This window comes from Kurthia gibsonii (assembly GCF_006539985.1).
GTDB classification, from domain to species: Bacteria; Bacillota; Bacilli; order Bacillales_A; family Planococcaceae; genus Kurthia; species Kurthia gibsonii.
In genome coordinates this window covers 1-23,976 of sequence record NZ_BJOB01000031.1, presented here as the reverse complement: position 1 = coordinate 23,976, position 23,976 = coordinate 1, and the positions used below count along the sequence as shown (strand labels likewise).

Annotated in this window: 23 protein-coding genes and 1 riboswitch; of the genes, 2 read left to right on the top strand and 21 right to left on the bottom strand. The window is 38.3% G+C overall.

Annotation, left to right across the window (positions count from 1 at the left end):
- Positions 1 to 16: 16 nt before the first annotated feature.
- The 7 genes from KGI01_RS09835 to KGI01_RS09805 form a co-directional block, all read right to left on the bottom strand.
- A complete protein-coding gene (locus tag KGI01_RS09835; protein ID WP_141274540.1) occupies positions 17 to 601 on the bottom strand; it encodes an XTP/dITP diphosphatase in 585 nt (194 codons plus the stop codon).
- A 221-nt stretch (positions 602 to 822) separates the two neighbouring features.
- Positions 823 to 1,617 (bottom strand): glutamate racemase, encoded by a 795-nt coding sequence (racE, locus tag KGI01_RS09830; RefSeq protein ID WP_141274539.1) that lies wholly within the window; start codon positions 1,615 to 1,617, stop codon positions 823 to 825.
- Between the two features lie 25 nt (positions 1,618 to 1,642).
- Positions 1,643 to 2,095, bottom strand: a complete 453-nt coding sequence (locus tag KGI01_RS09825; RefSeq protein WP_141274538.1) for a MarR family winged helix-turn-helix transcriptional regulator — start codon at positions 2,093 to 2,095, stop codon at positions 1,643 to 1,645.
- 112 nt (positions 2,096 to 2,207) lie between these two features.
- A complete protein-coding gene (locus KGI01_RS09820; protein WP_141274537.1) occupies positions 2,208 to 2,645 on the bottom strand; it encodes an acyl-CoA thioesterase in 438 nt (145 codons plus the stop codon).
- A 154-nt stretch (positions 2,646 to 2,799) separates the two neighbouring features.
- Positions 2,800 to 3,567: a succinate dehydrogenase iron-sulfur subunit gene (gene sdhB, locus KGI01_RS09815; protein WP_141274536.1), complete on the bottom strand. Its 768-nt coding sequence runs from the start codon at positions 3,565 to 3,567 to the stop codon at positions 2,800 to 2,802.
- A gap of 2 nt (positions 3,568 to 3,569) precedes the next feature.
- A complete protein-coding gene (gene sdhA / locus KGI01_RS09810) occupies positions 3,570 to 5,321 on the bottom strand; it encodes a succinate dehydrogenase flavoprotein subunit (protein WP_068452089.1) in 1,752 nt (583 codons plus the stop codon).
- A gap of 64 nt (positions 5,322 to 5,385) precedes the next feature.
- Positions 5,386 to 5,997, bottom strand: a complete 612-nt coding sequence (locus KGI01_RS09805; RefSeq protein ID WP_141274535.1) for a succinate dehydrogenase cytochrome b558 subunit — start codon at positions 5,995 to 5,997, stop codon at positions 5,386 to 5,388.
- 274 nt (positions 5,998 to 6,271) lie between these two features.
- Between KGI01_RS09805 and KGI01_RS09800 the strand changes: the two genes are divergently transcribed.
- On the top strand, positions 6,272 to 6,703 hold the full coding sequence (locus KGI01_RS09800; RefSeq protein WP_141274534.1) for a YslB family protein: 432 nt from the start codon (positions 6,272 to 6,274) through the stop codon (positions 6,701 to 6,703).
- A 54-nt stretch (positions 6,704 to 6,757) separates the two neighbouring features.
- Here KGI01_RS09800 and KGI01_RS09795 read toward each other — a convergent pair whose 3' ends face one another.
- From KGI01_RS09795 to zapA, 13 genes are all read right to left on the bottom strand, one after another.
- A complete protein-coding gene (locus tag KGI01_RS09795; protein WP_141274533.1) occupies positions 6,758 to 7,993 on the bottom strand; it encodes an aspartate kinase in 1,236 nt (411 codons plus the stop codon).
- A gap of 105 nt (positions 7,994 to 8,098) precedes the next feature.
- Positions 8,099 to 8,274: riboswitch (Lysine riboswitch) on the bottom strand.
- A 54-nt stretch (positions 8,275 to 8,328) separates the two neighbouring features.
- A complete protein-coding gene (gene uvrC, locus KGI01_RS09790) occupies positions 8,329 to 10,104 on the bottom strand; it encodes an excinuclease ABC subunit UvrC (RefSeq protein WP_141274532.1) in 1,776 nt (591 codons plus the stop codon).
- Positions 10,105 to 10,173: 69 nt separating this feature from the next.
- Positions 10,174 to 10,488 (bottom strand): thioredoxin, encoded by a 315-nt coding sequence (gene trxA, locus KGI01_RS09785; protein WP_068452072.1) that lies wholly within the window; start codon positions 10,486 to 10,488, stop codon positions 10,174 to 10,176.
- 245 nt (positions 10,489 to 10,733) lie between these two features.
- Positions 10,734 to 11,711 (bottom strand): electron transfer flavoprotein subunit alpha/FixB family protein, encoded by a 978-nt coding sequence (locus KGI01_RS09780; RefSeq protein ID WP_141274531.1) that lies wholly within the window; start codon positions 11,709 to 11,711, stop codon positions 10,734 to 10,736.
- A 33-nt stretch (positions 11,712 to 11,744) separates the two neighbouring features.
- Positions 11,745 to 12,515 carry an electron transfer flavoprotein subunit beta/FixA family protein gene (locus KGI01_RS09775; RefSeq protein ID WP_141274530.1) on the bottom strand — a complete coding sequence of 257 codons (771 nt, stop codon included), beginning with the start codon at positions 12,513 to 12,515 and terminating at the stop codon, positions 11,745 to 11,747.
- A 22-nt stretch (positions 12,516 to 12,537) separates the two neighbouring features.
- A complete protein-coding gene (locus KGI01_RS09770; protein WP_087680380.1) occupies positions 12,538 to 13,302 on the bottom strand; it encodes an enoyl-CoA hydratase in 765 nt (254 codons plus the stop codon).
- A gap of 69 nt (positions 13,303 to 13,371) precedes the next feature.
- Positions 13,372 to 13,953: a fatty acid metabolism transcriptional regulator FadR gene (locus tag KGI01_RS09765; protein ID WP_068452060.1), complete on the bottom strand. Its 582-nt coding sequence runs from the start codon at positions 13,951 to 13,953 to the stop codon at positions 13,372 to 13,374.
- 96 nt (positions 13,954 to 14,049) lie between these two features.
- Entirely contained in the window at positions 14,050 to 15,756 is a 1,707-nt protein-coding gene (locus KGI01_RS09760; protein WP_141274529.1) for a long-chain-fatty-acid--CoA ligase, read from the bottom strand.
- A gap of 310 nt (positions 15,757 to 16,066) precedes the next feature.
- On the bottom strand, positions 16,067 to 16,474 hold the full coding sequence (locus KGI01_RS09755) for a DUF350 domain-containing protein (RefSeq protein WP_141274528.1): 408 nt from the start codon (positions 16,472 to 16,474) through the stop codon (positions 16,067 to 16,069).
- A 24-nt stretch (positions 16,475 to 16,498) separates the two neighbouring features.
- Positions 16,499 to 18,862, bottom strand: a complete 2,364-nt coding sequence (locus KGI01_RS09750; protein ID WP_141274527.1) for an endonuclease MutS2 — start codon at positions 18,860 to 18,862, stop codon at positions 16,499 to 16,501.
- A gap of 13 nt (positions 18,863 to 18,875) precedes the next feature.
- Entirely contained in the window at positions 18,876 to 20,582 is a 1,707-nt protein-coding gene (gene polX, locus KGI01_RS09745; protein ID WP_141274526.1) for a DNA polymerase/3'-5' exonuclease PolX, read from the bottom strand.
- 80 nt (positions 20,583 to 20,662) lie between these two features.
- The gene (locus KGI01_RS09740) at positions 20,663 to 21,202 is read right to left on the bottom strand and encodes a CvpA family protein (RefSeq protein ID WP_141274525.1); all 540 of its coding nucleotides are present in this window, start codon (positions 21,200 to 21,202) and stop codon (positions 20,663 to 20,665) included.
- Entirely contained in the window at positions 21,195 to 21,467 is a 273-nt protein-coding gene (gene zapA / locus KGI01_RS09735; protein ID WP_068452044.1) for a cell division protein ZapA, read from the bottom strand. The genes KGI01_RS09740 and zapA overlap by 8 nt, the downstream gene beginning before the upstream one ends.
- Positions 21,468 to 21,555: 88 nt before the next feature.
- Between zapA and rnhC the strand changes: the two genes are divergently transcribed.
- On the top strand, positions 21,556 to 22,488 hold the full coding sequence (gene rnhC, locus KGI01_RS09730) for a ribonuclease HIII (protein WP_141274524.1): 933 nt from the start codon (positions 21,556 to 21,558) through the stop codon (positions 22,486 to 22,488).
- 64 nt (positions 22,489 to 22,552) lie between these two features.
- Here the strand turns inward: rnhC and KGI01_RS09725 are convergent.
- Positions 22,553 to 23,976, bottom strand: a 1,424-nt coding sequence (locus KGI01_RS09725) for an oligopeptide ABC transporter substrate-binding protein (protein WP_141274523.1), incomplete at its 5' end; no start/stop codon positions are given.

Below are 23,976 nucleotides of genomic sequence, written 5' to 3'. Positions count from 1 at the left end.
CAACCACCTTATCGAATTAGAGATTGATTTTTTCTTGTAATAGCTTGAGTGCATTACCGCGATGTGAAATTGCGCCTTTTTCAGCTGGTGACATTTGCGCCATTGTCAGTCCTTTTTCAGGTACGTAGAAAATTGGATCATAACCGAAGCCATTGTCGCCGCGACGTTCTTCTAAAATAATGCCTTCACATGTGCCGAATACTGTTTGTGTTGGATAATCTGGGCCTGTGATGGCTAGACAGCAACCAAAGCGTGCTGTGCGTTCTGCTTCCGGTACACCTTGTAAATTCTTTAATACTTTCTCGATATTTGCGTCATCGTCATGGTCGCCTGCATAACGTGCTGAATACACGCCTGGCTCGCCGTTTAACGCGTCAATCATTAGTCCGCTATCATCTGCTATCACAAGAAGATTCAACGCTTTAGAGAGTGTTTCTGCCTTTAAAATGGCATTCTCTTCAAATGTTGTTCCTGTTTCTTCTATTTCCATATCTGGCGCTACGTCAAACATCGTTACGACTTCATAACCAAGCGGTCCAAAGATTACTTCAAAATCTTTTGCTTTCCCTTTATTCTTTGTGGCAATTACTACTTTTTTCATTCTTCCTTACCTCCCGTACAATGTATGTCTATTTTAGCATAAACGGTGCATAGACACGAAAAAACATGCTGGAACAAAACCTGTCACTTCCCTTTTTTAGCATTCGCAACGAAAAACTGGAACCGCGCCACAGCACGATTCCAGTTTTTCTTATGCTCATGTGGGATATGTTTTTTGTACTTATGTCCCAGCATATTTTTATTTTGCATATATGTATGCAATTATAATTCAATTTTCTCTGCTTGCAGCTCAGGAAGCTGTAGCCAGTCATCTACAATCTGTTGAAACATCGGTACAGATCCTGTTGCAAAAAAACGATGCTTCGCATGGTGTGTCGATTTGTTTTCTAGATTGTAATATGCAAGTAAATCTTTTGCATGGAGCGCCGTCTCTTTGGCGGATGACACAACATGTATATCTTCTCCTACTACTTTCTCAATAAGATGTTGAATAATTGGATAATGCGTACAGCCTAAAATCATCGTATCATAAGAGATTGTTTTCAATGGAGATAGCACTTCTTCTACAAGCTTTTCTGCAAAAGGTCCTTCATATTGACCACTTTCAACCATAGGTACAAGGGGTGGACATGCAAGCGAATAGATTTGGCTTTTAGAATAAAGCGAACTAATCGCTTCCTCATACGCGCCACTCTTTACTGTCCCAACTGTTGCGATGACCGCAATTTGGTGGGTTTTTGTTTCTTTCATTGCAGCCATAGCACCTGCATTAATTACGCCAATCACAGGGAAGTCACAGGTTTTTTGAAGTGGTTCAAGCGCTACTGCTGTTGCTGTATTACAAGCAATAACTAGCATCTTGATTCCCATCTCTTTTAACTTCTGTGCCATCTGTGTTGTAAACTCCACTACTTGTTTTGCCGTTCGTGGTCCATATGGACATCTGGCTGTATCGCCAATATAATAAATCGTCTCATTTGGTAGATAGCGAAGCATTTCTTTTGCAACGGTTAATCCACCTACACCCGAGTCAATCACACCGATGGGAGCATTCACACTAACCGCCTCTAATCTTTTATTGTTAATCTTCATTCATACGAACGTATAATTTTTGTAATAGTTCCGATAACTGTTGGATTTCTTCATTTTCAAAATCACTTACAATATCAACTAAATATAATTGTCTTTTTTCAATTACTTCTCGAATAATCTTTTCGCCTTCTGGTAAAAGATGAATGCGCACGACACGTCGATCTGCTGTGTCACGAACTCGTTGTACAAGTTCATTCTTCTCCATACGATCGATTAAATCTGTCGTTGTACTAAAAGCTAAATACATACGATTTGATAAATCTCCAATCGTCATATCACCTAATTCATCAAGCCATTGTAAAGCGATGAATTGTGGTGGGGTAATCGTGTAATTCGTTAAAATTTCACGTCCCTTTTGTTTAATAATCGCTGCAATGTGTCTTAAGTCTTTTTCTAGTATACAGATATTTTGTACATTTACATCGAAACCTTCTTCAGCCATTTAGTTCACTCCTATTTCGTACATAGTATTTCCATATACGAATGATCATTAATTATATTGTGAATGTATTTCTGAAAATTGGCAAGCCATGTCGTATAAATTCTTAAAAAACTTAATGAATTCGTTGGATTTGTGGCATGGACCACTTCTCTGCCCTTCCAGTATGTGCATTCATTTGAACGAGTGTACCACGCCCTGTTAGACGCACTTCACCATTCACAACGCCCATATAATGAACATCTACTGATGAACTACCCACTTTTGCAAATTTTGCAAACATTTGAATGGTCTCTCCAAAGAAAATTTGCTTTAAAAAATCACATTGTAAATCAGCTACAACAGGAACAATTGGTGAATCAGGTGAAAGATTGGCTTCTACTAATTCATATTCTTTCATTAAAGCAATACGCGCCTGCTCAAAATAGACGAATGGAACCGTATTATTCAAATGTCCAAATAAATCGGTTTCTGAAAAGCGCACCTCAATATCAATTGAAAATGTAAACTCTTTTTGCCATGCTTCAAAATCTTGAATATAACTCTCTTTCATCTTTCATCCCTCCAAACTGAATAGTTATTCATATTGTAACAAATTTCAAGTTCTTTGAAAAAGAATAACCTTTCGTCTGACGAAACAATCAAAAAGCAGGAACCGCTTATAGGCGATTCCTGCTTCGAATTATAACGTAAATTTACGTATTAAATTAGTCAACCATATGGTCAGAACCGAAGAAGTTTCTGAACATTTGAACTGTTGCTGAACGGTTAAGTGAAGCGATAGAAGTTGTCAAAGGAATACCTTTTGGACAAGCTACTACACAGTTTTGAGAGTTACCGCAGTTAGCTAAACCGCCGTCTCCCATGATTGCATTTAAACGTTCGTCTTTATTCATTGCACCTGTTGGATGTGCGTTGAATAGACGTACTTGAGATAATGGAGCTGGTCCCATGAATGAAGAGTGAGAGTTTACGTTAGGGCAAGACTCTAAGCAAACACCACAAGTCATACATTTTGAAAGTTCGTAAGCCCACTCACGTTTACGCTCTGGCATACGTGGACCTTCACCTAAATCGTAAGAACCATCGATTGGAATCCATGCTTTTACTTTTTTAAGTGAGTCGAACATACGAGAACGGTCGATTTGTAAGTCACGAATTACAGGGAATGTGCTCATTGGTTGTAATTTTAATGGTTGTGGTAACTTGTCAACAAGTGCTGAACAAGATTGACGTGGACGACCATTGATTACCATTGAGCAAGCGCCACATACTTCTTCTAGACAGTTCATGTCCCATGTTACTGGTGTTGTTTTCTTACCATCAGCAGTTACAGGGTTTTCACGAATCGCCATTAATACCGAAATTACGTTCATATTTGGACGGTATGGTACTTTGAATTTCTCCCAATATGGTTGAGAATCAGCGCTGTCTTGACGTTGTACTTCAACATCTAACATTTTTTGTTCTGCCATGATTAGTGAGCACCTCCAGTATAGTCACGTTTACGTGGTTTAATCATTGAACAATCTACTTCTTCATAAGTGATGATTGGATCGAATGAAGGTGTGAACTGCGCAATTGTTGTTTTTAAGAAGTTTTCATCGTCACGTTCTGGGAAGTCTGGTTTGTAGTGTGCACCACGAGACTCATCACGTAATAATGCTCCTTTAGCCATAACACGCGCAAGAGCAAGCATGTTTTTCAATTGGCGAGTGAATTGAGCACCTTGGTTAGACCATTTGTTTGTATCATTGATGTTAATGTTGTTCCAACGTTGTTGTAACTCCTCTAACTTCACTAATGTTTTTTCTAAACGGTCGTTATGACGTACAACTGTTACGTTTTCAGTCATTAATTCACCAAGTTCTTTGTGTAATAGGTAAGCATTTTCTGTACCGTTAAGGTTTAGAATTTCTTCCCATTTCTCTTCTTGTTCTTTTACTGCTGCAGCGTAAAGCTCTTCTGGAAGATCTTCAACGTGCTTATCTAGGCTCTTAATATATTCAGTTGCTTTTGGACCTGCTACTGAACCACCGTAGATTGCAGAAAGTAAAGAGTTTGCACCTAGACGGTTACCACCGTGTTGAGAGTAATCACACTCACCAGCAGCGAAACATCCAGGAATTGTTGTTTGTTGATCGTAGTCTACCCATAGACCGCCCATTGAATAGTGAACAGCTGGGAAGATTTTCATTGGTACTTTATGTGGATCGTCACCAACGAATTTTTGATAGATCTCGATGATACCACCAAGTTTAATATCTAACTCGTGTGGATCTTTGTGAGATAAATCTAGGTATACAACGTTTTCACCGTTGACACCAAGTTTTTGGTTGATACATACGTCGAAGATTTCACGAGTTGCAACGTCACGAGGAACTAAGTTACCGTACGCTGGATATTTTTCTTCTAGGAAGTACCAAGGTTTACCGTCTTTGTATGTCCAAATACGGCCACCTTCACCACGTGCTGATTCTGACATTAAACGTAGTTTATCATCGCCAGGGATTGCAGTTGGGTGGATTTGGATAAATTCACCGTTTGCATATTTAGCGCCTTGTTGATAAACAATCGATGCAGCAGAACCTGTGTTGATCATTGAGTTTGTTGATTTACCAAAGATAATACCAGGGCCACCTGTAGCCATGATTACAGCATCAGAACGGAATGCTCTGATTTCATGTGTAGTTAAATCTTGTGCTGTAATACCTTTACATACGCCATTCTCATCTAATACTAGACCTAGGAATTCCCAGCCTTCGTATTTCTTAACTAGACCTTCAACTTCCCATTTACGAACTTGTTCATCTAGTGCGTAAAGAAGTTGTTGACCTGTAGTCGCGCCTGCGAATGCAGTACGGTGATGTAGTGTACCACCGAAACGACGGAAATCAAGAAGACCTTCTGGTGTACGGTTGAACATAACACCCATACGGTCAAATAGATGGATGATACCAGGTGCAGCATCACACATTGCCTTTACTGGTGGTTGGTTTGCTAAGAAGTCTCCACCGTAAACAGTATCGTCAAAGTGAATCCATGGAGAATCCCCTTCACCTTTCGTGTTTACAGCGCCATTAATTCCACCTTGCGCACATACAGAGTGTGAGCGTTTAACTGGAACTAATGAGAATAACTCAACTTCAGTGCCTAGCTCAGCAGCTTTCATAGAGGCCATTAAACCTGCTAGACCTCCACCAACTACTATTAATTTACTTTTCGCCATTTTTCCTCTCACTCCTCGTTCAATTAGTAGTCAAGCGCTTTCATGCTTTCGTTATAAGAGTTAATTACGCGAAAGCTAAAATCGCCATTACGCCAACTACTGATAACAGTACAAAGAAAATCATTGTAATGTAAGTTGTAACTTTTTGTGATTTTGGAGATTGAATAAGTCCCCAGCTTACTAAGAATGACCAAATACCGTTTGATAAATGGAACGTAGCTGCAATGATACCAACAATGTAGAAAATAAGCATTCCTGGATTTGATACAACGTCAGCCATTAAGTTGTAATCAATTTCGGCACCATTGATTGTTTTTTGTAAACGTGTTTGGAAGATGTGCCAAGCGATGAAAATCACAAGGAAAATACCTGTTACACGTTGTAACACGAAGAACCAGTTACGAGTTGTTCCGAAACGGTTCAAGTTTGGTTTCGCAGTGAACGCAATGTATACACCATAGAATGCATGGAACATTAATGGGATATAGATTACTACCCACTCAACGATTGGTAAGAATGGAAGACTTTCCATTGTAGCTGAAGCTTTGTTGAATGCTGCTTCACCGTTTGTAGCTGAATAGTTGATTAACAAGTGGACCGTCACGAACAGACCTACAGGAATTAGACCTAGTAGAGAATGTAGACGACGCCAGTAAAACTCTCGATCTTTCAACAAGACTGTTACCCCCCTTAATACTTAAAGTAAATCCGAGTCAAAAACTTCACGACTAATTTGTCTGACATTCTTTGACTGTTTACTTTATCATGGTACAATATTATGACAAGTTCATTGTACTCCCACTCCCAATGAACGTCAAGGTTACCAACGTTTTTCAGCAGTATCAATTACTCCAAAAAAATAGTATTAAAGTCTATTTTTCGCTATTTGAAAGCGTTTTTCTCTAAAAAGGACAAAAATTCGACAAAAAATATGAAAGAAGGATTTACACATGTCTACGATGGAAATGAAAAATATTACAGCTTTTGGTTACGAAATTATTCGCGACCATATTCTTTCAACAATTGTTGGTAAAAATGAGGCGGATATCCTCTACTGGTGCGGTAAAGAAATTGCACGTAAGTTCCCACTACTTGAAATTGAGGAATTACCTGCCTTTTTCGCTGAGGCGTCATGGGGTGTTCTCGAGCAAACGAAATTAGGTAAGTCGGAAGCAATCTACGTCTTAACAGGCGATGCAGATATTTTAAAATTCGATCAGCGCTGCTTCCGAATTGAATCGGGTTTCATCGCTGAACAAATTCAAAAACATAATGGCTTCTTAACAGAATGTTATGAAGAAGTAGATGTAAAAAAAGGTCGTGTGACATTCCAAGTAAAATGGGATTTAAAAGACCCAATTCATCAAGAAGAAGTCAAATAATGCGTACATACAAAAAGTCCCTTCGCTTCGCAAGGGACTTTTTGTTTTATTTATTTAATTTTGCATTCCTACTGCTACTTTTGATAATTCAAACTGTTCATGTAAGGCATTCGCCGCTTTAAACATCTCTTCTTGTGGTACAACGACAGATACTTTAATTTCAGATGTGCTGACCATTTTCACTGGAATGCCTAATCTAAATAAGCAATCGAACATCGTCGCTGCAACACCTGGATTGGATGCCATACCTGAACCGACAATGGACACTTTCGCAAGTTCTAATTCATGGTCAATATAGTCATAACCTAATGTATTTTTATATTCTTTTAACACATTTAATGTTTCTTCTAATTGTTCTTTTTTCACTGAAAATGATACCGTTGGTGATGCGTTTGGAATGATGGATTGTACAATGATGTCCACATTGATATGGTGCTTCGCTAATGTTGTGAAGATATTTGCTAATGATCCCATATATGCTTCGCTAAAATAAACGGTAAGGCGAACGATTTCTCCTTCGAATGCTACTCCTCGTACAACTAAATCTTTTTCCATTTGAACTTCCTCCTTTAAAACGGTTCCTTCTAATTGTTCATAACTTGAACGAACAGACATGGGTATTTGATAATTTTTCGCTAATTCAACAGAGCGTGGATGTAAAACACCTGCTCCTAGATGTGCTAATTCGAGCATTTCATCATAACTTAATTCTGTTAATTTACGTGCAGTTGGTACGAAGCGTGGATCACTTGTATAAACCCCATCAACATCGGTATAAATATCACAGCGTTCTGCTTGAATGGCAGCTGCAATCGCGACAGCTGTTGTATCTGAGCCACCTCGACCAAGTGTCGTAATATTACCTTCATGATCAATCCCTTGAAAACCTGCTACAACGGCTACTTTCCCTTCATTTAAACAGGTCGTGATTTTCTCACAATCAATCTGTTCAATGCGTGCATTACTCGCAACATCATCGGTCATCATACCTGCCTGCCACCCTGTAAAAGACTGCGCAGGTACATCGAATTGGTGAAGCGCCATCGTCAGTAAAGCTGTTGTAACTTGTTCACCTGTAGATAGTAGTACATCCATCTCACGTTTTGATGGATGTGTCGATACATGATTCGCCATCTCGACTAAATGATCTGTCGTTTTTCCCATTGCTGAAACGACAACAACCACTTTATTCCTCACTTCCACTTCTTGTAAAACTCTTTTCGCTACATTTTGAATACGTTCCGGTGTTGCCACCGATGTGCCACCAAATTTCATAACATAAGTTCCCATACGTTCTCCCCCTACATATTGTAATGTGGGTTCTCTCAATAAAAAAAGCAGCCAAACATCGAAATGTTGGGCTGCTTATGCATGTCTATTCAAAAATGAACATTCATGTGAGATAGCCCTCCAGAGTGTACACTCTGACAATTCTGCATTTATTCAATACAGAACCAGCAATGAAGTCGTAGTTCCTTCATCACTTCGGCAGTTTCCCCTTTCACCTTTTTTCACTGAGTTACTACACTCTCAAAAAGGCTACTCTTGACACCTGCTCCTCTATCATCACTTTTTCAGTGATTTTTAATTAACGTTACTTTATCACAATATTTGACAAAAGACAATTATTTTTTCAGAAAATGCGCAATTACGGCACTAGCCAGATTTTTCGGTAATCCAGCAGCAATTAATTCTTCTTCTGTTGCCTCTTTAATTTTTTTCATCGAACCAAAGTATTTTAACATTTGTTGTTTCCGCTTTGGTCCAACACCTGGAATGTCATCCAGTTGCGAAGTGAGTGCATTCTTCTCACGTAATTGACGGTGAAAATTAATCGCAAATCGATGCACTTCATCTTGAATACGTTGCAGCAAATAGAACCCTTCACTCGTTCTTTTCAGTGGAATAATCTGTGGCGGATTACCATAAAGTAACTGGGCTGTCTTATGCTTATCATCTTTTGCAAGACCTGCAATCGGAATATCAAGACCTAGTTCATCTTCAAGTACTTCACGCGCGACTTCCATCTGCCCTTTCCCACCATCTGTTACAAGTAGATCTGGAAGTGGTAGTCCTTCTTTTACAACACGTTGATAACGTCTTCTTAATACTTCACGCATCGCACCGTAATCATCATGCGCAGAAGCTGTTTGAATTTTAAATTTACGATAGTCTTTTTTACGCGGGCGACCATCTTCAAATACAACCATCGCAGATACCGTATCCGACCCAAAAATATGTGAGTTATCAAATGCTTCAATGCGAAGTGGTGTTTGAATATTCATCGCATCACCTAGCTCTTCACACGCACCAATTGTTCGCTCTTCTTGGCGCTGTAGCATATTAAATTTCTCATCAATTTTCACATGCGCATTTTGTGTTGCTAAATCGAGCATTTCTTTTTTATAGCCGCGATGTGGCGCATGTACTTTAATGTCTAAAACCTGTTGCAACATCTCTGCGTCCACTTCTTTTGGTATGATAATTTCAGACGGTTTTAAATGGTTCGCTTCTTCATAAAAACGCGCAATAAAAGTTGTAAATTCATCTAGTGGTTCACCATATGAAGGGAATAATGATACATCGCGCTCAATCAACTTCCCTTGACGAATAAAGAATACTTGAACACACATCCATCCTTTATCCACTGCAAAACCAAAAATATCACGATTCGTAAAGTCCGTCGTCTTCGTAATTTTTTGTTTCGCCATAATTTGATCGATATTCGCAATTTGATCGCGCAACTCTTTTGCTCGTTCAAAATCGAGTGCTTCAGATGCTTTATACATCTTTTCCTCTAGTTCCGTCTTTACATGCTCATGTCCGCCATTTAAAAAGTCTGTAATCTCTTGAATCATCTCTTTATACGCACCTTTTGGTACATCTTTTACACAAGGGGCTAAACATTGTCCCATATGATAATATAGACAGACACGATTAGGCATGACATCACATTTTCGCAGTGGATAGATACGGTCTAATAACTTTTTCGTTTCTGCTGCTGCATAAGCGTTCGGGTAGGGGCCAAAATATTTTGCACGATCTTTCTTAACTTTTCGCACCATTAACAAACGTGGATGCGGTTCATTTGTTATTTTCAAATAAGGATATGTTTTGTCATCTTTTAACATGATATTGTATTTTGGATCATGTAATTTAATTAAGTTTAGTTCAAGTAAAAAAGCCTCTAAATCAGAAGATGTTACAATATAGTCAAAATCGACAATCTCTGAAACAAGGCGTGCTGTTTTCTCATTATGCGAGCCTGTAAAGTAAGAGCGCACACGATTTTTCAGTACTTTCGCTTTACCGACATAGATGACTGTTCCTTGACGATCCTTCATTAAATAACAACCTGGTTGGTCAGGAAGAACAGCTAATTTTTGTTTGATTTCGTTCATTTCATCACCTTCAAAAAAAGAGACTGTACCTGTTATGCAGGACAGCCTCTATTCAAGTTTAATTCACGATTACATGTGTTTAGCTAGTAAATCTGCTAAAGCTTCTTTCGGGTGGAAGCCAACTGTTTTATCTACTGGTTTACCATCTTTGAAAACAAGTAGTGTTGGAATTGACATGATGCCGAATTGAGCAGCTGTCTCTTGGTTTTGGTCTACGTCCACTTTTACGATTGTCGCTTTACCATCTAAGTCTGCATCTAGTTCTTCAAGAACTGGTGCAATCATTTTACAAGGTCCGCACCAAGTAGCCCAAAAGTCTACTAGTACTACACCTTCTGCTACGTCTTGTTGGAATGATTCGTCTGTTGAATATACAATTGCCATAATTTATTTCCTCCTCTTATATAAACGATATGTTTGAATTATAGCATGGAACGACTTGAATTCGTATAAATATGCCTACATAATCGTCTCTTACTTCATTTTCATACAAAAATCTTGTATTTTATATTTCAAATCCATGATTTTATTTTATTATATTAAAAAAAGAGTTAACTTGCCAATCTTTCTGCTTCACTTTTGACAAAAGAAAACTGTTCCTCTGAAATTCAAAGGAACAGTTCTTTTCATTATACGCTCGCTTTTAATGCTTTTACTTCTTCAATTAATAGCGGCATCACTTCAAATAAGTCACCAACAATACCGTAGTCTGCTACTTTGAAAATATTCGCTTCTGGATCTTTATTAATCGCTACGATAATTTTCGAATTCGACATACCTGCTAAATGTTGAATGGCACCTGAAATACCAACTGCGATATATAAGTCAGGTGTTACAACTTTACCTGTTTGACCGATTTGTAATGAGTAATCGCAATATTCTGCGTCACATGCACCACGTGATGCACCAACTGCACCGCCAAGTAAGTTCGCTAACTCTTTTAAAGGAGCAAAACCTTCTTCGCTCTTCACACCGCGACCACCTGATACGATGACTTTTGCTTCTGATAAGTCTACACCATCTGTTGCTTTGCGAATTACGTTTTCAACAACTGTACGTAAATTTGTAATATCTACTGATAGTGTATCTACCGTACCTGTTTTACCTGCTTCTACTTCAAGTGGTTCAATGTTATTTGGACGAACCGTTACGAATAATGGCTCACTTGCTGCTTCCACTTTTTCAAAAGCTTTACCCGAGTAGATTGGACGAATGAACTTGGCATCGTCGCCTTCTCCTTCAATTGACGTTACATCCGAAATCAAGCCTGTTTGTAAACGACTTGCTACTTTTGGAGATAAGTCTTTACCAAGCGCTGTATGACCTAACACAATTGCTTCTGGCTTTTCTTGCTCTACAACTGCGAGTAGTGCCTGACTGTAACCATCTGCTGTATAGAAATTCAAGTGTGGATGTTCCACTAAAACAACGCGATCTGCGCCGTACTCGAATAATGAATTGGCTAATCCTGAAACATCTTGACCGAATAGTGCCGCAACTACTTCGCCACCATCTGAAATTTTCTTTGCTGCGCTAATTGCTTCAAATGAAACATTACGTAATGCGCCTTCACGTGCTTCTGCTAATACAACTACTTTTTTAGACATATGTTCTTCCTCCAATCAATTTTTCATCGTTTGTTAAATGACTTTTGCTTCTGAACGTAATAACGAAATTAATTCTCTCGCTTGGTCACGAATCTCACCTTCGAGAACTCGACCAGCTTGTTTTTCTGGTGCTAAGAATACCTCTACAGTTTTGATTTTTGGTTCTACATCGTCTTCATCTAAATCTAAATCATCTAATTCTAATTCTTCTAAAGGTTTCTTTTTCGCCTTCATAATACCTGGTAATGAAGGGTAGCGTGGTTCGTTTAGTCCTTGTTGTGCTGTTACAAGAAGTGGTAGAGATGTTGTAATCTCTTCTGAGTCACCTTCTACGTCACGCACAATTTTCACGTCACGTCCATTTAATTCAAAACCTGTAATTGTTGTTACATAGTTAATATCTAATAATTCTGCTAGACGTGGTCCGATTTGACCTGAGCCACCGTCAATTGCAACATTTCCTGCAAAGATTAAATCAACATCTTGCTCTTTTAAGTGAGCTGCTAGGATTGTTGCGACAGAGAATTGATCTAAGTCTTCTGCATCTTCTGCGTTGATGAGTACTGCTTGGTCTGCACCCATCGCTAATGCTGTACGAAGTTGTTTTTCAGATTCGTCATTACCAACTGTAATAACTGTTACTGTTCCACCTTCGCTATCGCGCACTTTAATCGCTTCTTCAATCGCATACTCATCATACGGGTTGATGATGAATTCTGCGCCGTCTTCTTGAATTGCGCCACCTGAGATGACGATTTTTTCCTCGGTATCAAAAGTTCTTTTCACTAATACATAGATGTTCATAATGTAAACCTCCTAAATAGTATTATTTTCCTTTAAATACTGCTTGACGTTTCTCAACAAAGGCTGTGATTCCTTCTTTCGCATCCTCTGTTGCAAATACGCGACCAAATGCTTGTGCTTCTTCATCAATTCCAGTGTAAAAACGATCTGTTTTTGAGAAGTTCAGCATATCTATTGTAGCTTTCAAAGAGATTGGACTTTTTAGTGCGATCTTTTTCGCAATGTCGAGTGTTTTACCCAACAGTTCCTCTTCTTCAAATGCCGCATTGGCTAAGCCCCAGTTTACAGCTTCCTCTCCTAAGATTGGATCACTTGTAAACATCATTTCAGCAGCTTTCGCTGAGCCAACATACCGCGGAAGTCGCTGTGTTCCTCCGAAGCCAGGAATTAGTCCCAATGAGAGCTCAGGTAATCCAAGCTTTGCCGTTTTAGAAACATAGCGAAGATGACAGCTCATCGCCAATTCTAAACCGCCTCCTAAAGCTGCGCCATGAATCGAAGCGATGACAGGTTTTTCGAACGTTTCAAGACGTTCAAAAATAGATTGTGCTTCAGAAACATGTGCTGTGATATTTGGAACGGATAGAAATTCCTTAATATCTGCGCCGGCTGAGAAGAATCTTCCCTCGCCATGGATTACAACAACTCTCGTTGAATGGTCTTTCTCAATTTGATCAAGTGCTTCTGCAATCTCTTTTACAAGTTGTTGACTCATTGCATTTGCTGGTGGTCTTACGATTGTAACGATTGCGACACCGTCTTCATTGTTTAGCTTTAGAAATTCCATGTTCTTACCCCTTTTCGTATATGTTGTTATAGAAATATAGGTAAGTGGAAAAACTTACCTATATTCATTTTAACCTTTAATACCATTTAATAACAATTGATATACTTTCGGTGCTTGTGCAGTTAAGTCAAATTTGTGATCTTTCATGACCCATGATGTCGTCACTTCATCAACTGTTCCAAAAATCAATTGTCGTGCTAAGCGAAGATCCATATTGGCATCAAACTCGCCAGCTTTTACCCCTTCTTCTAAAATGGTATCCAGTTGTTCAAGATATTCTTTTAATACGGCGTTGATTTTTAGGCGAATATCACGATTCGATTGTCGTAATTCCAATTGTGTGACACGCGCTAAATATTTATCATTCGACAACACGCGGAAATGGTTCGTAATCATAAATTCGAGCTTTTCAGCCGCTGTCGTATTTTCTTGATTAACTTCTTGCAAGCTTTCAATAAATACAGCCATCTTTTCTCGGAACACCGAGATTAAAATATCTTCTTTGTTTTTAAAGTATAAATAGATTGTGCCATCTGCTACACCAGCTTGTTTTGCAATTTTAGATACTTGCGCTTGATGATAGCCATTATCTGCAATTACAATAACTGCGGCATCAATAATTTGCTTATACTTCGGTTTTTCTCTTTTCATACAAATCACACCACTTTTCCAAACAATAATGAATGGTTATTCATTCATAGTGTTATGATATTATTCATTGAAAATAATGTCAAGCATTCTCTGTCATTATGCCTGTTCTTGTCGTGGTTGTTGCTGTTTTTCTTTTTCTTCATCAATTAAAGCGCGACGTAAAATTTTACCAACTGCTGTTTTTGGTAGCTCTGCTCTAAATTCGTAAATGCGCGGCACTTTATAAGCAGCTAAGTTCTCACGGCAGAATTTATTCAAATCTGCTTCTGTTGTTGTCGCACCTTCACGCAATACGATATATGCTTTAACCGTCTCGCCTCGATATGGATCTGGAACGCCGGCTGCTACACATTCTACTACATCTGGATGTTCATACAATACTTCCTCGACTTCACGCGGATAAATATTATAACCACCTGCAATAATCACATCTTTTTTACGGTCTACTACATAGAAGAAACCGTCATCATCCATATAACCAAGATCGCCTGTTTTTAGCCACCCATCTTCTAATGTCATCGCATTTTCTTCTGGACGATTCCAATATCCTTTCATAACTTGTGGACCTTTTACAACGAGTTCACCGATTTCGCCGTTCGCTCTTGGACGTTCGATTGACCCATCAACAATCATGGCATCTGTATCTGGCCATGGAATACCGATTGAATTTTTCTGACGAATGTTCTCGAATAAGAGATTAGCATGTGTAACAGGTGATGATTCTGTTAAACCATAACCTTCGACTAATTTACCACCTGTCAATTCTTCAAACTGTTCTTGTACTTCTGCTGGTAGCGGAGCCGAACCACTAATACATGCTTTAATAGACGAAAGATCATATTTTTTGATTTGCGGATGATTAATTAAGCCAATATAAATTGTTGGTGCGCCTGGGAATAATGTCGGACGCTGCTTTTGAATCGTCTTTAAAATCATCTCTGCATTAAACTTCGGTAATAGCACCATCTTGCCACCTTGCATGACTGTATACAGTAGAACGGTTGTCATACCATATACATGGAAAATTGGCAAAATTCCTAAAATAACAGGAGGTTCACTTTGGGCATTCGGTTCTGTTAACCATTCGGCACACATTCGTGTATTCGCAATGAGATTTTTATGTGTCAGCATAACTCCTTTTGGAAAACCTGTCGTACCGCCTGTGTACTGAAGCAATGCTATATCTTCTTCAAAATTAAAATCAATCGTTGGTTCAATCGCTTGTGACGTTTTTAAAATCTCCATAAACTGATGGCTAACTCCACTATGGGCAACGTGGACTTGCACACCTTGTTCTTTTTTCTGCACGTACGGATATAACAAATTTTTAGGGAATGGTAAGTAATCTTTAATACTTGTAATAATGACATTTTCAAGTGCCGTATTTTTAAATACTTTCATAATACGTGGATATAAAATATCTAAGCTAACAATTACTTTTGCACCTGAATCTTTTAGCTGATACTCAATTTCTCGCTCTGTGTATAACGGATTCGTCATGACAACTGTTGCACCGGCATAAAGTGCGCCGTAATAAGAGATGACCGTTTGGGGTGTATTCGGGAGCATAAGCGCGATTCGGTCTCCTTTTTCAATACCTAATTGTTGTAAGTATTGGGCAAACTTTAGTGCAGATTCATGTAACTCTTTGTACTTAATGTCTTTTCCCATAAAGTGAATAGCAATTTTTTCAGGGGTGTTCCTTGCGGCATTTGTTAAAAACTGTTGTAACGGAATTTCTTCATAATCCAAATTTGCACGAATGTAATTTGGATAATGCTTCAACCAAACCTTCTCAGTCATTTCAATCCACTCCTTATAAAATTTGTTAAATATTACTTCTTATTATATAGAAGTTTGTGAACGCTTTCAAATGATGAATAAGAAAAAAATGCATTTTTCCAACAAAAACGAAACAAAACATACAAAGTTTTCACATCTTCCTATATACCAACACTTTAACACAAATGAATGACTATTCATAGAAAATGTTCAGAAAAATTCTATTTCATTATAAATAATTGTCTTTCATGTTCTTTTTACACTCGAATACGCTATGTTATTTATGAAAAAATAAAAAACCAGCGTGATTTTTACATCACACTGGCTTTCATTAAGAAATACTCGCACCGATGACAAAAGATAAGCCGATGGAGATGGCAAAGGAAATAAAGCCAACTGAACGATTGTCTTTTGCAATCTCTTTATCAATTTTAAAAGAAGGTGTTAAAAACTCATATAATAAATAAGCAATAATTAAGAGAATAAAACCGAATAGTCCCCATCCAAGCATTTCTGGGAGTGAATTATTCTTCTCAATCGAGTAGCGGAAAATATTGCAAATTCCTAAGATTTTACCTCCTGTTGCAAAAGCAACAGCCATATTCCCATTTTTAATCTCTTGCCAATTTTTATAGCGTGTAACAGCTTCGAAAATAGCCATTGACACAATTAAACAAAGGACGACCACACTATAATATCCTGTCATAATAACAGCAGGATGTTGCCAAAATGCATCCATGAACGAAAACCTCCGTTCTTCTCTCTATTTTAATTCGGCGATTGTAACACCGAACCCACCCTCGCTCGCTTCACCAAAATGATACGATTTTACACGTGGATGACGTTTTAATAAATCTTGTACGCCTTTTCGTAATGCTCCGGTTCCTTTACCATGAATGATGGATACGCGATGATAGTTCGATAACAAAGCATCATCAATATATTTTTCTGTAAGATATAGCGCATCTTCGTAACGTTCACCGCGTAAATCAAGCTCTAATTTCACAGCGTCACGTCCACGTACATTCGTCACGTTGACAGACTCTTTTACTTTTTCAGGTTTGATATATTCTAAATCGGCTTCATCTAGCTTCATTTTTAATATACCCATTTGTACAACCCATTCATGATCCGATGCTTTTTCAATTAATACACCTTTTTGACCATAGGTTGTTACTTTGACTTCATCACCTTTTTGCAGTTGCTGTGCACGTTCTTGAATTTGACGTTGTTTTTTCAACACTTTATTTTCTGCTGGTGCAGCATCTTCTAAACGTTTACGCGCTTCAATGATTTCATGTTCTTTGACAACTTTATGCGCATTCATCTGCATTTTGTGTAGCTCATCAATTACAGACTCTGCTTCACGTTTTGCTTCTTCTACAATTTTCTTCGCTTTTTCTTTTGCTTTTGCTTCTAATTGTTCTTTTAACTCATCATATTCTTTTAAGCGTGCATCTAAGTCTGCTTGTAGAATACGTGCTTCCTCTAATAGTCGTGCACTTTCTTCTGCATCTTTTTCAGATTTCAAACGAGATTCTTCTAATGAAGCAATCATCGATTCAACTTCATGTGTCTCCGTTCCTATGTAAGAACGTGATGTTTCGATGATGTGTTCAGGTAGACCTAGTCGTTTTGAAATTTCAAAGGCATTTGAACGTCCAGGTACACCGATTAATAAGCGATATGTTGGACTTAATGTTTCGACATCAAACTCAACACTTGCATTAACGACAGCCGGACGATTAAATCCATAAGCTTTTAATTCCGGATAGTGTGTTGTTGCCATAACACGCGCACCACGTCCATGTACTTCATCTAAAATTGAAATGGCTAGTGCAGCACCTTCTTGTGGATCTGTTCCTGCACCTAATTCATCAAATAAGACAAGTGAATTCTCATCAAACTTTTGTAGAATATCTACGATGTTTACCATATGACTTGAGAATGTCGATAAACTTTGTTCGATTGACTGCTCGTCACCAATGTCTGCAAATAATTGATCAAATACGGCTAATTCTGAACCATCTAATGCAGGTACTGGAATACCTGATTGCGCCATCAATGTACATAGACCGACTGTTTTTAATGTAACTGTCTTACCACCAGTATTCGGCCCTGTAATCACAATCGCTGTAAATTCGCGACCAAATTCAATATTATTGGCAACTGCAATATCGCGGTCAAGTAACGGGTGTCTTGCTGCAGTTAATTTAATATAACCTTCTGCATTCATTGTTGGTTTTGAACATTTATTCGCCTGTCCATATTTTGCTTTCGCTAAAATGACATCGATCTGACCTAGTACTTGTACCATGACGAATAATTCATGTGCCACTTCTTGTACCATGCCTGATAGTACACCTAAAATACGGTCGATTTCTGCTTTTTCTTTCACTTTTAAACTATGAATTTCGTTATTCGCTTGCACGACTGAATCAGGTTCAATGTAAAGTGTTTGACCAGATGAAGATTGATCATGCACGACACCACCATAGTGGCTACGATATTCTGCTTTTACAGGAATTACAAAGCGGTCATTACGAATCGTAATAATCGAATCTGATAACATTTTTGCAGCATTCGTGCCACGCGTTAAACTCGCTAAACGTTCACGTACACGTCCTTCTTGCATACGTAATTGCTGACGAATTGTACGAAGTGTTGAACTCGCTGAATCTGTTACATGAGCATTATCATCAATACAGCTATTAATCTCATGTTGTAGTCCTGTTAAAATCGGAAGCTGTTCCTTTTTCTCTTCAAAATAAGGAATCTCTAAGTCTTCATCTATCATTATTTCTTCGATAAATTCTCTAAAAATACGGCTCGCACGAATGGTAGACGAAATCTCCATTAATTCTGATGGGCTGAGTACACCGCCAATTTGTGCACGTCTCGCGCTTGGACGAATATCAAAAATGCCACCAAGTGGTACATTCGAGCGAAGACGTAAAATGGCAAGTCCCTCGTCCATTTCATCTAATAAACGATTTACTTCTTCTAAAGTTGTTTCTGGTTTTAATTGTTCAATCGTTGATTTACCAATTGAATTCGTACAGTAATTAGCAACCTGTTCAATAATTTTTTCATATTCTAGTGTTTTCAATGCGCGTTCTGCAATCATTCAAAACACCTCCTCATTTATTCGTTAAAAACTCCATAAAGCGCTCAAATGACCATGTATTCACAATTAAATCTTTATGAAGCCATGCTTTTTGCGCATATTTTGTACCAATCTCCATATAACGTAACTGTTCAACGGCATGTGCATCTGTATTAATCGCAACCTTCACACCTGCTTTTGCAGCCATTTCTAAATGTTCGATACATAAATCAAGTCGATATGGATTGGCATTTAGCTCTAAAATCTTACCATATTCTTTTGCCCATGTAATCAATTGCTCCATATCTGGATTATATCCGTCACGCTGATGAATAACACGTCCTGTTGGATGGGCAATCATGTCAACGTGTGGATTTTTCATCGCCGTATGCAGTCGTTCCATAATTTGCTCTTGTGGCTGACTAAAACTTGAATGAATCGACGCAATAACAAAATCTAAATTCGCCAGTACATCATCTGAAAAATCAAGTGTGCCATCTGGTAAAATATCCATCTCTGTACCGCGTAATAAGTGGAAGCCTTCTACTTGTTTATTAAAAGCGAAGATTTCTTCTTGTTGTTGTAGCAGTCGTTCCGGCGTTAAACCATTCGCTACTTTTAAATATTGAGAGTGATCGGTAATCACACCATGCGTATAGCCCTTCTCGATTAAAGCTCTTCCCATTTCTTCGACTGTATGCGCACCGTCTGACCATGTCGTATGCATATGCAAATCTGCGCGAACATCTTCTATTGTAACAAGCTTTGGTATATCCGTATAGCTTTCAAACTCACGTTTTCCTTCACGTAAAGTCGGTGGAATGAAAGGTAAATCAAAGTGTGCAAAAAATTCCGCTTCTGTTTGGAAAGTTTGCATCGTACCATCTGCTAATTCCACACCATATTCACTAATTTTTTCACCGCGTTCTTTTGCGATTTGGCGCATGCGCACATTATGATCTTTAGAACCTGTAAAGTGGTGAAGTGCTGTTGCATACTGTTCAGGTTCTACAATGCGAAAATCGACATTCGGTGCATCTTCACCTGTTAAAACAACAGATATTTTGGTATCGCCAGCTGCAATTACTTCTGCTGCTTCTACTTGCGCTAAAATAGCTTCTTTTACAGCAGTCGGTTTATTTGTCGCAATCATATAATCAACATCTTTACTCGATTCTTTGATTCGTCGATAACTACCTGCTACTGAGAACGTATTGATTTCTTCAATTGAAGTAAGAATCGCATCTAACTTCGGCACAATCGTTTCTAACTGCCAAAGTGGATGACTTTCTGAACGCTTGCCCAACTTTTCAAGTTCAGCAAGAATTTTTTCTTCGGTCTTTTTAGCAAAACCAGCGAGTTGCTGTACACGACCTTCTTCACAAGCTGTTTTTAACGATTCAGCTGAATCAATGCCGAGTTCAGCGTATAATTTTGCAATTTTCTTACCGCCGAGTCCTGGGATTTTTAATAAAGGTGGTAGTCCTACAGGTACTTCTTGTTGTAATTGCTTTAACTCAGATGACTCGCCAGTTTCAAGCAATTCCGTAATAACAGAAGCTGTCCCTTTACCAATTCCTTTTAAAGCTGTTACGTCATCTATTTCTTCCATACTACGCGGATCGTTTTCAAGCGCTGCACCTGCTTTGCGGTAGGCAGAAATTCGAAAGGCATTTGCGCCTTGTAACTCTAAATAAGTAGCAATCTTTTCTAGTACTTTGATGACTTCTTTTTTATTCATGTTCTTCAAACTCCTTCTGAAAAAAAGAGCTACTCACGAAAAACGGAGCAGCTCTCTTTGATTAAGTTGGTGGTATGTAATTACTGTAAATACACGAACCACATCTTTTGGAACAGCGATGATAAAATCGGTGTAAATTCCAATATGACTTTCGTTAAAATTGAGCTTTCTACATATTTTTGAATCGAATCAATTGGTAGTAATGCTAACACATATAAAATGATGAATAACATAATATAGCACTGTACAAAACCAAGTAATGAACCGAGGAAGCGATTGAATACACCGAGTACTGGTATATCTTTTAAGAAATCAAAAATTGAGAATAAAATGCTTAATACAATTTTAATAACAAAGAAAATAATAGCAAATGCTAGCAATTGATAGAATGTTAAATTCAAATCAAGTGCGTCATTGGCAAACTTCAGTGCCGTATTTTCCGTAACTGCTGGATATGGAACCCACAGTACGATTTTCTCCGCAAAAGGCTTATAATAAATATAAGCAACGATTAGCGCAACTAGTAGACCGACCAAGTTCAGCAACTGCGTGATGAACCCTTTTTTATAGCCGGATACAAGTGCTGCTATAAATAATATAATGATAAGTAGGTCAATCATTCACTTCATCCTTTTGTTTATTCAGTTCCGCCTCTAAGGCTTCATATTTTTGTTGCAGCTTCATTAAATCATTTACTGCGTTGGCAGCAGTAAGTACAGCAAGTTGGGTACTGCTAAGCACAGGGTTTGCAAGTTTGATCTCTCGCATACGCTCATCTACTGTGGCAGCGACAGCACGCATATGAGCAGTTGACTCTGGTCCAACCATATTGTATGTTTGACCATATATTTCAATGGCAATGCGATTTTTCGGACAATCTCCCAACAGTATCCCTCCCTTAAAAATCTCATTCTCATCATACCATGAAATCATTCATTCTGTGAATAATGATACAACGAAAGGTGTTAAAAATATGTCTAATATTGTCATTCAACTAACGAAAGAAGCACAACAGAAAGTTCACGCACATTACGCACCCTATAAAGTCGAGCGTAATGCACCTGGGGTTATATTTGCAGCAAAAGCAAATGGAGTCTCGATCACGTCTTATCGCTCTGGAAAAGTTATGTTCCAAGGTGGACGTGCGGCAGAGGAAGCGCAACAGTTCGGTACACCAAATCCATCAAAGAATATGACGTCATCGAAGGGCGATACGTTGCCTGAAGATTTTGCATCAAAGTCTGTCATCGGTTCAGATGAAACAGGTACGGGTGATTACTTTGGCCCGATTACAGTTGCAGCGGTCTATGTTCCAGCACATCAAATTAAACTGGTAAAAGAACTTGGCGTGAAAGATTCAAAAATGCTAACAGATGACTTCATGCGAAAGATTGCACCTGATTTGATTAAGACACTTACGCACTCACTACTCATCTTACACAACAAAAAGTATAATGAAGTGCAAGCGAAGGGCTGGTCACAAGGGAAAATTAAAGCCGTTCTTCACAATCAGGCACTCAAAAAAGTCTTAGCTAAAATTGCACCTGAAAAACCTGAAGCCATCTTAATTGACCAATTTACTGAGCGTAATACGTATTATAATCATTTGAAAAATGAAAAAGAAATCGTACGCGAAAATGTGTTATTTGCTACGAAGGCTGAACAGCTTCATCTCTCTGTAGCTGCCGCTTCGATTATTGCACGCTATGCTTTTTTACGTGAGATGGACCGTCTATCAAAAGAAGTCGGTGTGACTTTACCAAAAGGAGCTAGTGCAAAGGTCGATGAAGTTGCTGCGCAAATTTTATTGACGCAAGGTGAGGACGCACTTTATGAAGTGACGAAATGGCACTTTGCGAACACGACGAAAGCTTCTCGAATCGCTTCTAAAAAACGTCTCATTTAATCAACACAACAAAAAGGAGGAATTCCCCCATAATGGAATTCCTCCTTTTCTTATGCTCGATTGATTATTCGCCTTTTACTGGTTCGTCAGCAGTTAATTCTACTTTTTCGATACCATCTTTTGCTAAGTAATCAATTGTCCAGTTTTTAACGCGTTTGTTCACAGGAATGATTTCCGTACGGAAGTACATTGGAACTGTTGCTGCGTTATCTGACATGAATTCTTGCCACTTACTGAATGCTTCTGCACGGTATTTTGGATCTAAAGCTTCTGGTGAATCGATGTCTAATAATAATTTTTCAAGTTCGGGTGAAGTATAACGGCTATAGTTGAACTGAGCTGCTTTTGAGTAAAGACCGATTGGTGATGGGTTTGTACCTGTACCCCATGCTGCCATAAACATATCGATATCTTTATCGTCTGCTTTTACTTTTTCATAGAATGAGTTGAACTCAATTAGACGACCTGTTGATAATTCTACTTTTAGACCAACATCTTTCCAGTTTTGGATGTAGAATTGTACAATTTTATCATCTTTATCTGATCCAGCCATACCTGCTAACTTAATTGTAAGTGGTTTACCGTCTTTATCTTCACGGTAACCGTCGTTGTTTGTATCTTTATAACCTGCTGCATCTAATAATTCTTCAGCCTTTTTCTTGTCGTATTTGTAGCCTTTTAATGAATCATCATAGAATGACGAGAATACTGGTGGAATTAATGAGTTAGCACGTGTACGTAAACCATTATAATATACATCTGCTACTTCTTCGATATTCATTGCGTAAGCAATTGCTTGACGTAATTGTTTATCGTTCATTTTTGCATTTTCATCTACTACAACTTCTGATTTTTTAGAATCCCATTTACCTAGTTTGAACCCTAAGTAAGAGTAAGCTAATTCTGGACGACCTAAGATTTCAATGTTTTTGAAGTCTTTGATTGAAGCGTAATCATTTGCTGGGTAGTTTGGTACTGAAACATCGTACTTACCTGCTTTTAATGCTGCTGCCATTGAAGCTGAAGGAACAACTTCGATGACTACTTTGTCTAATTTCGGTTGACCTTTATAGTAGTTTTTGTTCGCTACTAATTCTACTGATTCACCTTTAACAATTTTGTTAATAACGAATGCGCCTAATGTTACAGGGTTTTTACGCACTGCATCCGATTTTTGTAAATCTTTTACAGCGACTTTTTCTAACTGATGTTTTGGAGCTGCGTAACCCCATAAACCGTCACCGCCAGAGTAGATTGCTGGTGAGATCTTTTTGAATGAGATTTCAGCTGTGTAATCATCAATCTTTTTAATACCTGAGATATCTTTGGCTTTACCGTCATGGTATTCTTTTGCACCTACGATGTTTTGGAAGTCTGTATCGTAACGTACACCTGTGTAGTCTTTATCACCGATGATATAGTAAGGGTAGATAACATCATCAATTGTAAATGGTTGATCATCTGACCATTTAACATCTTTTTTAATTG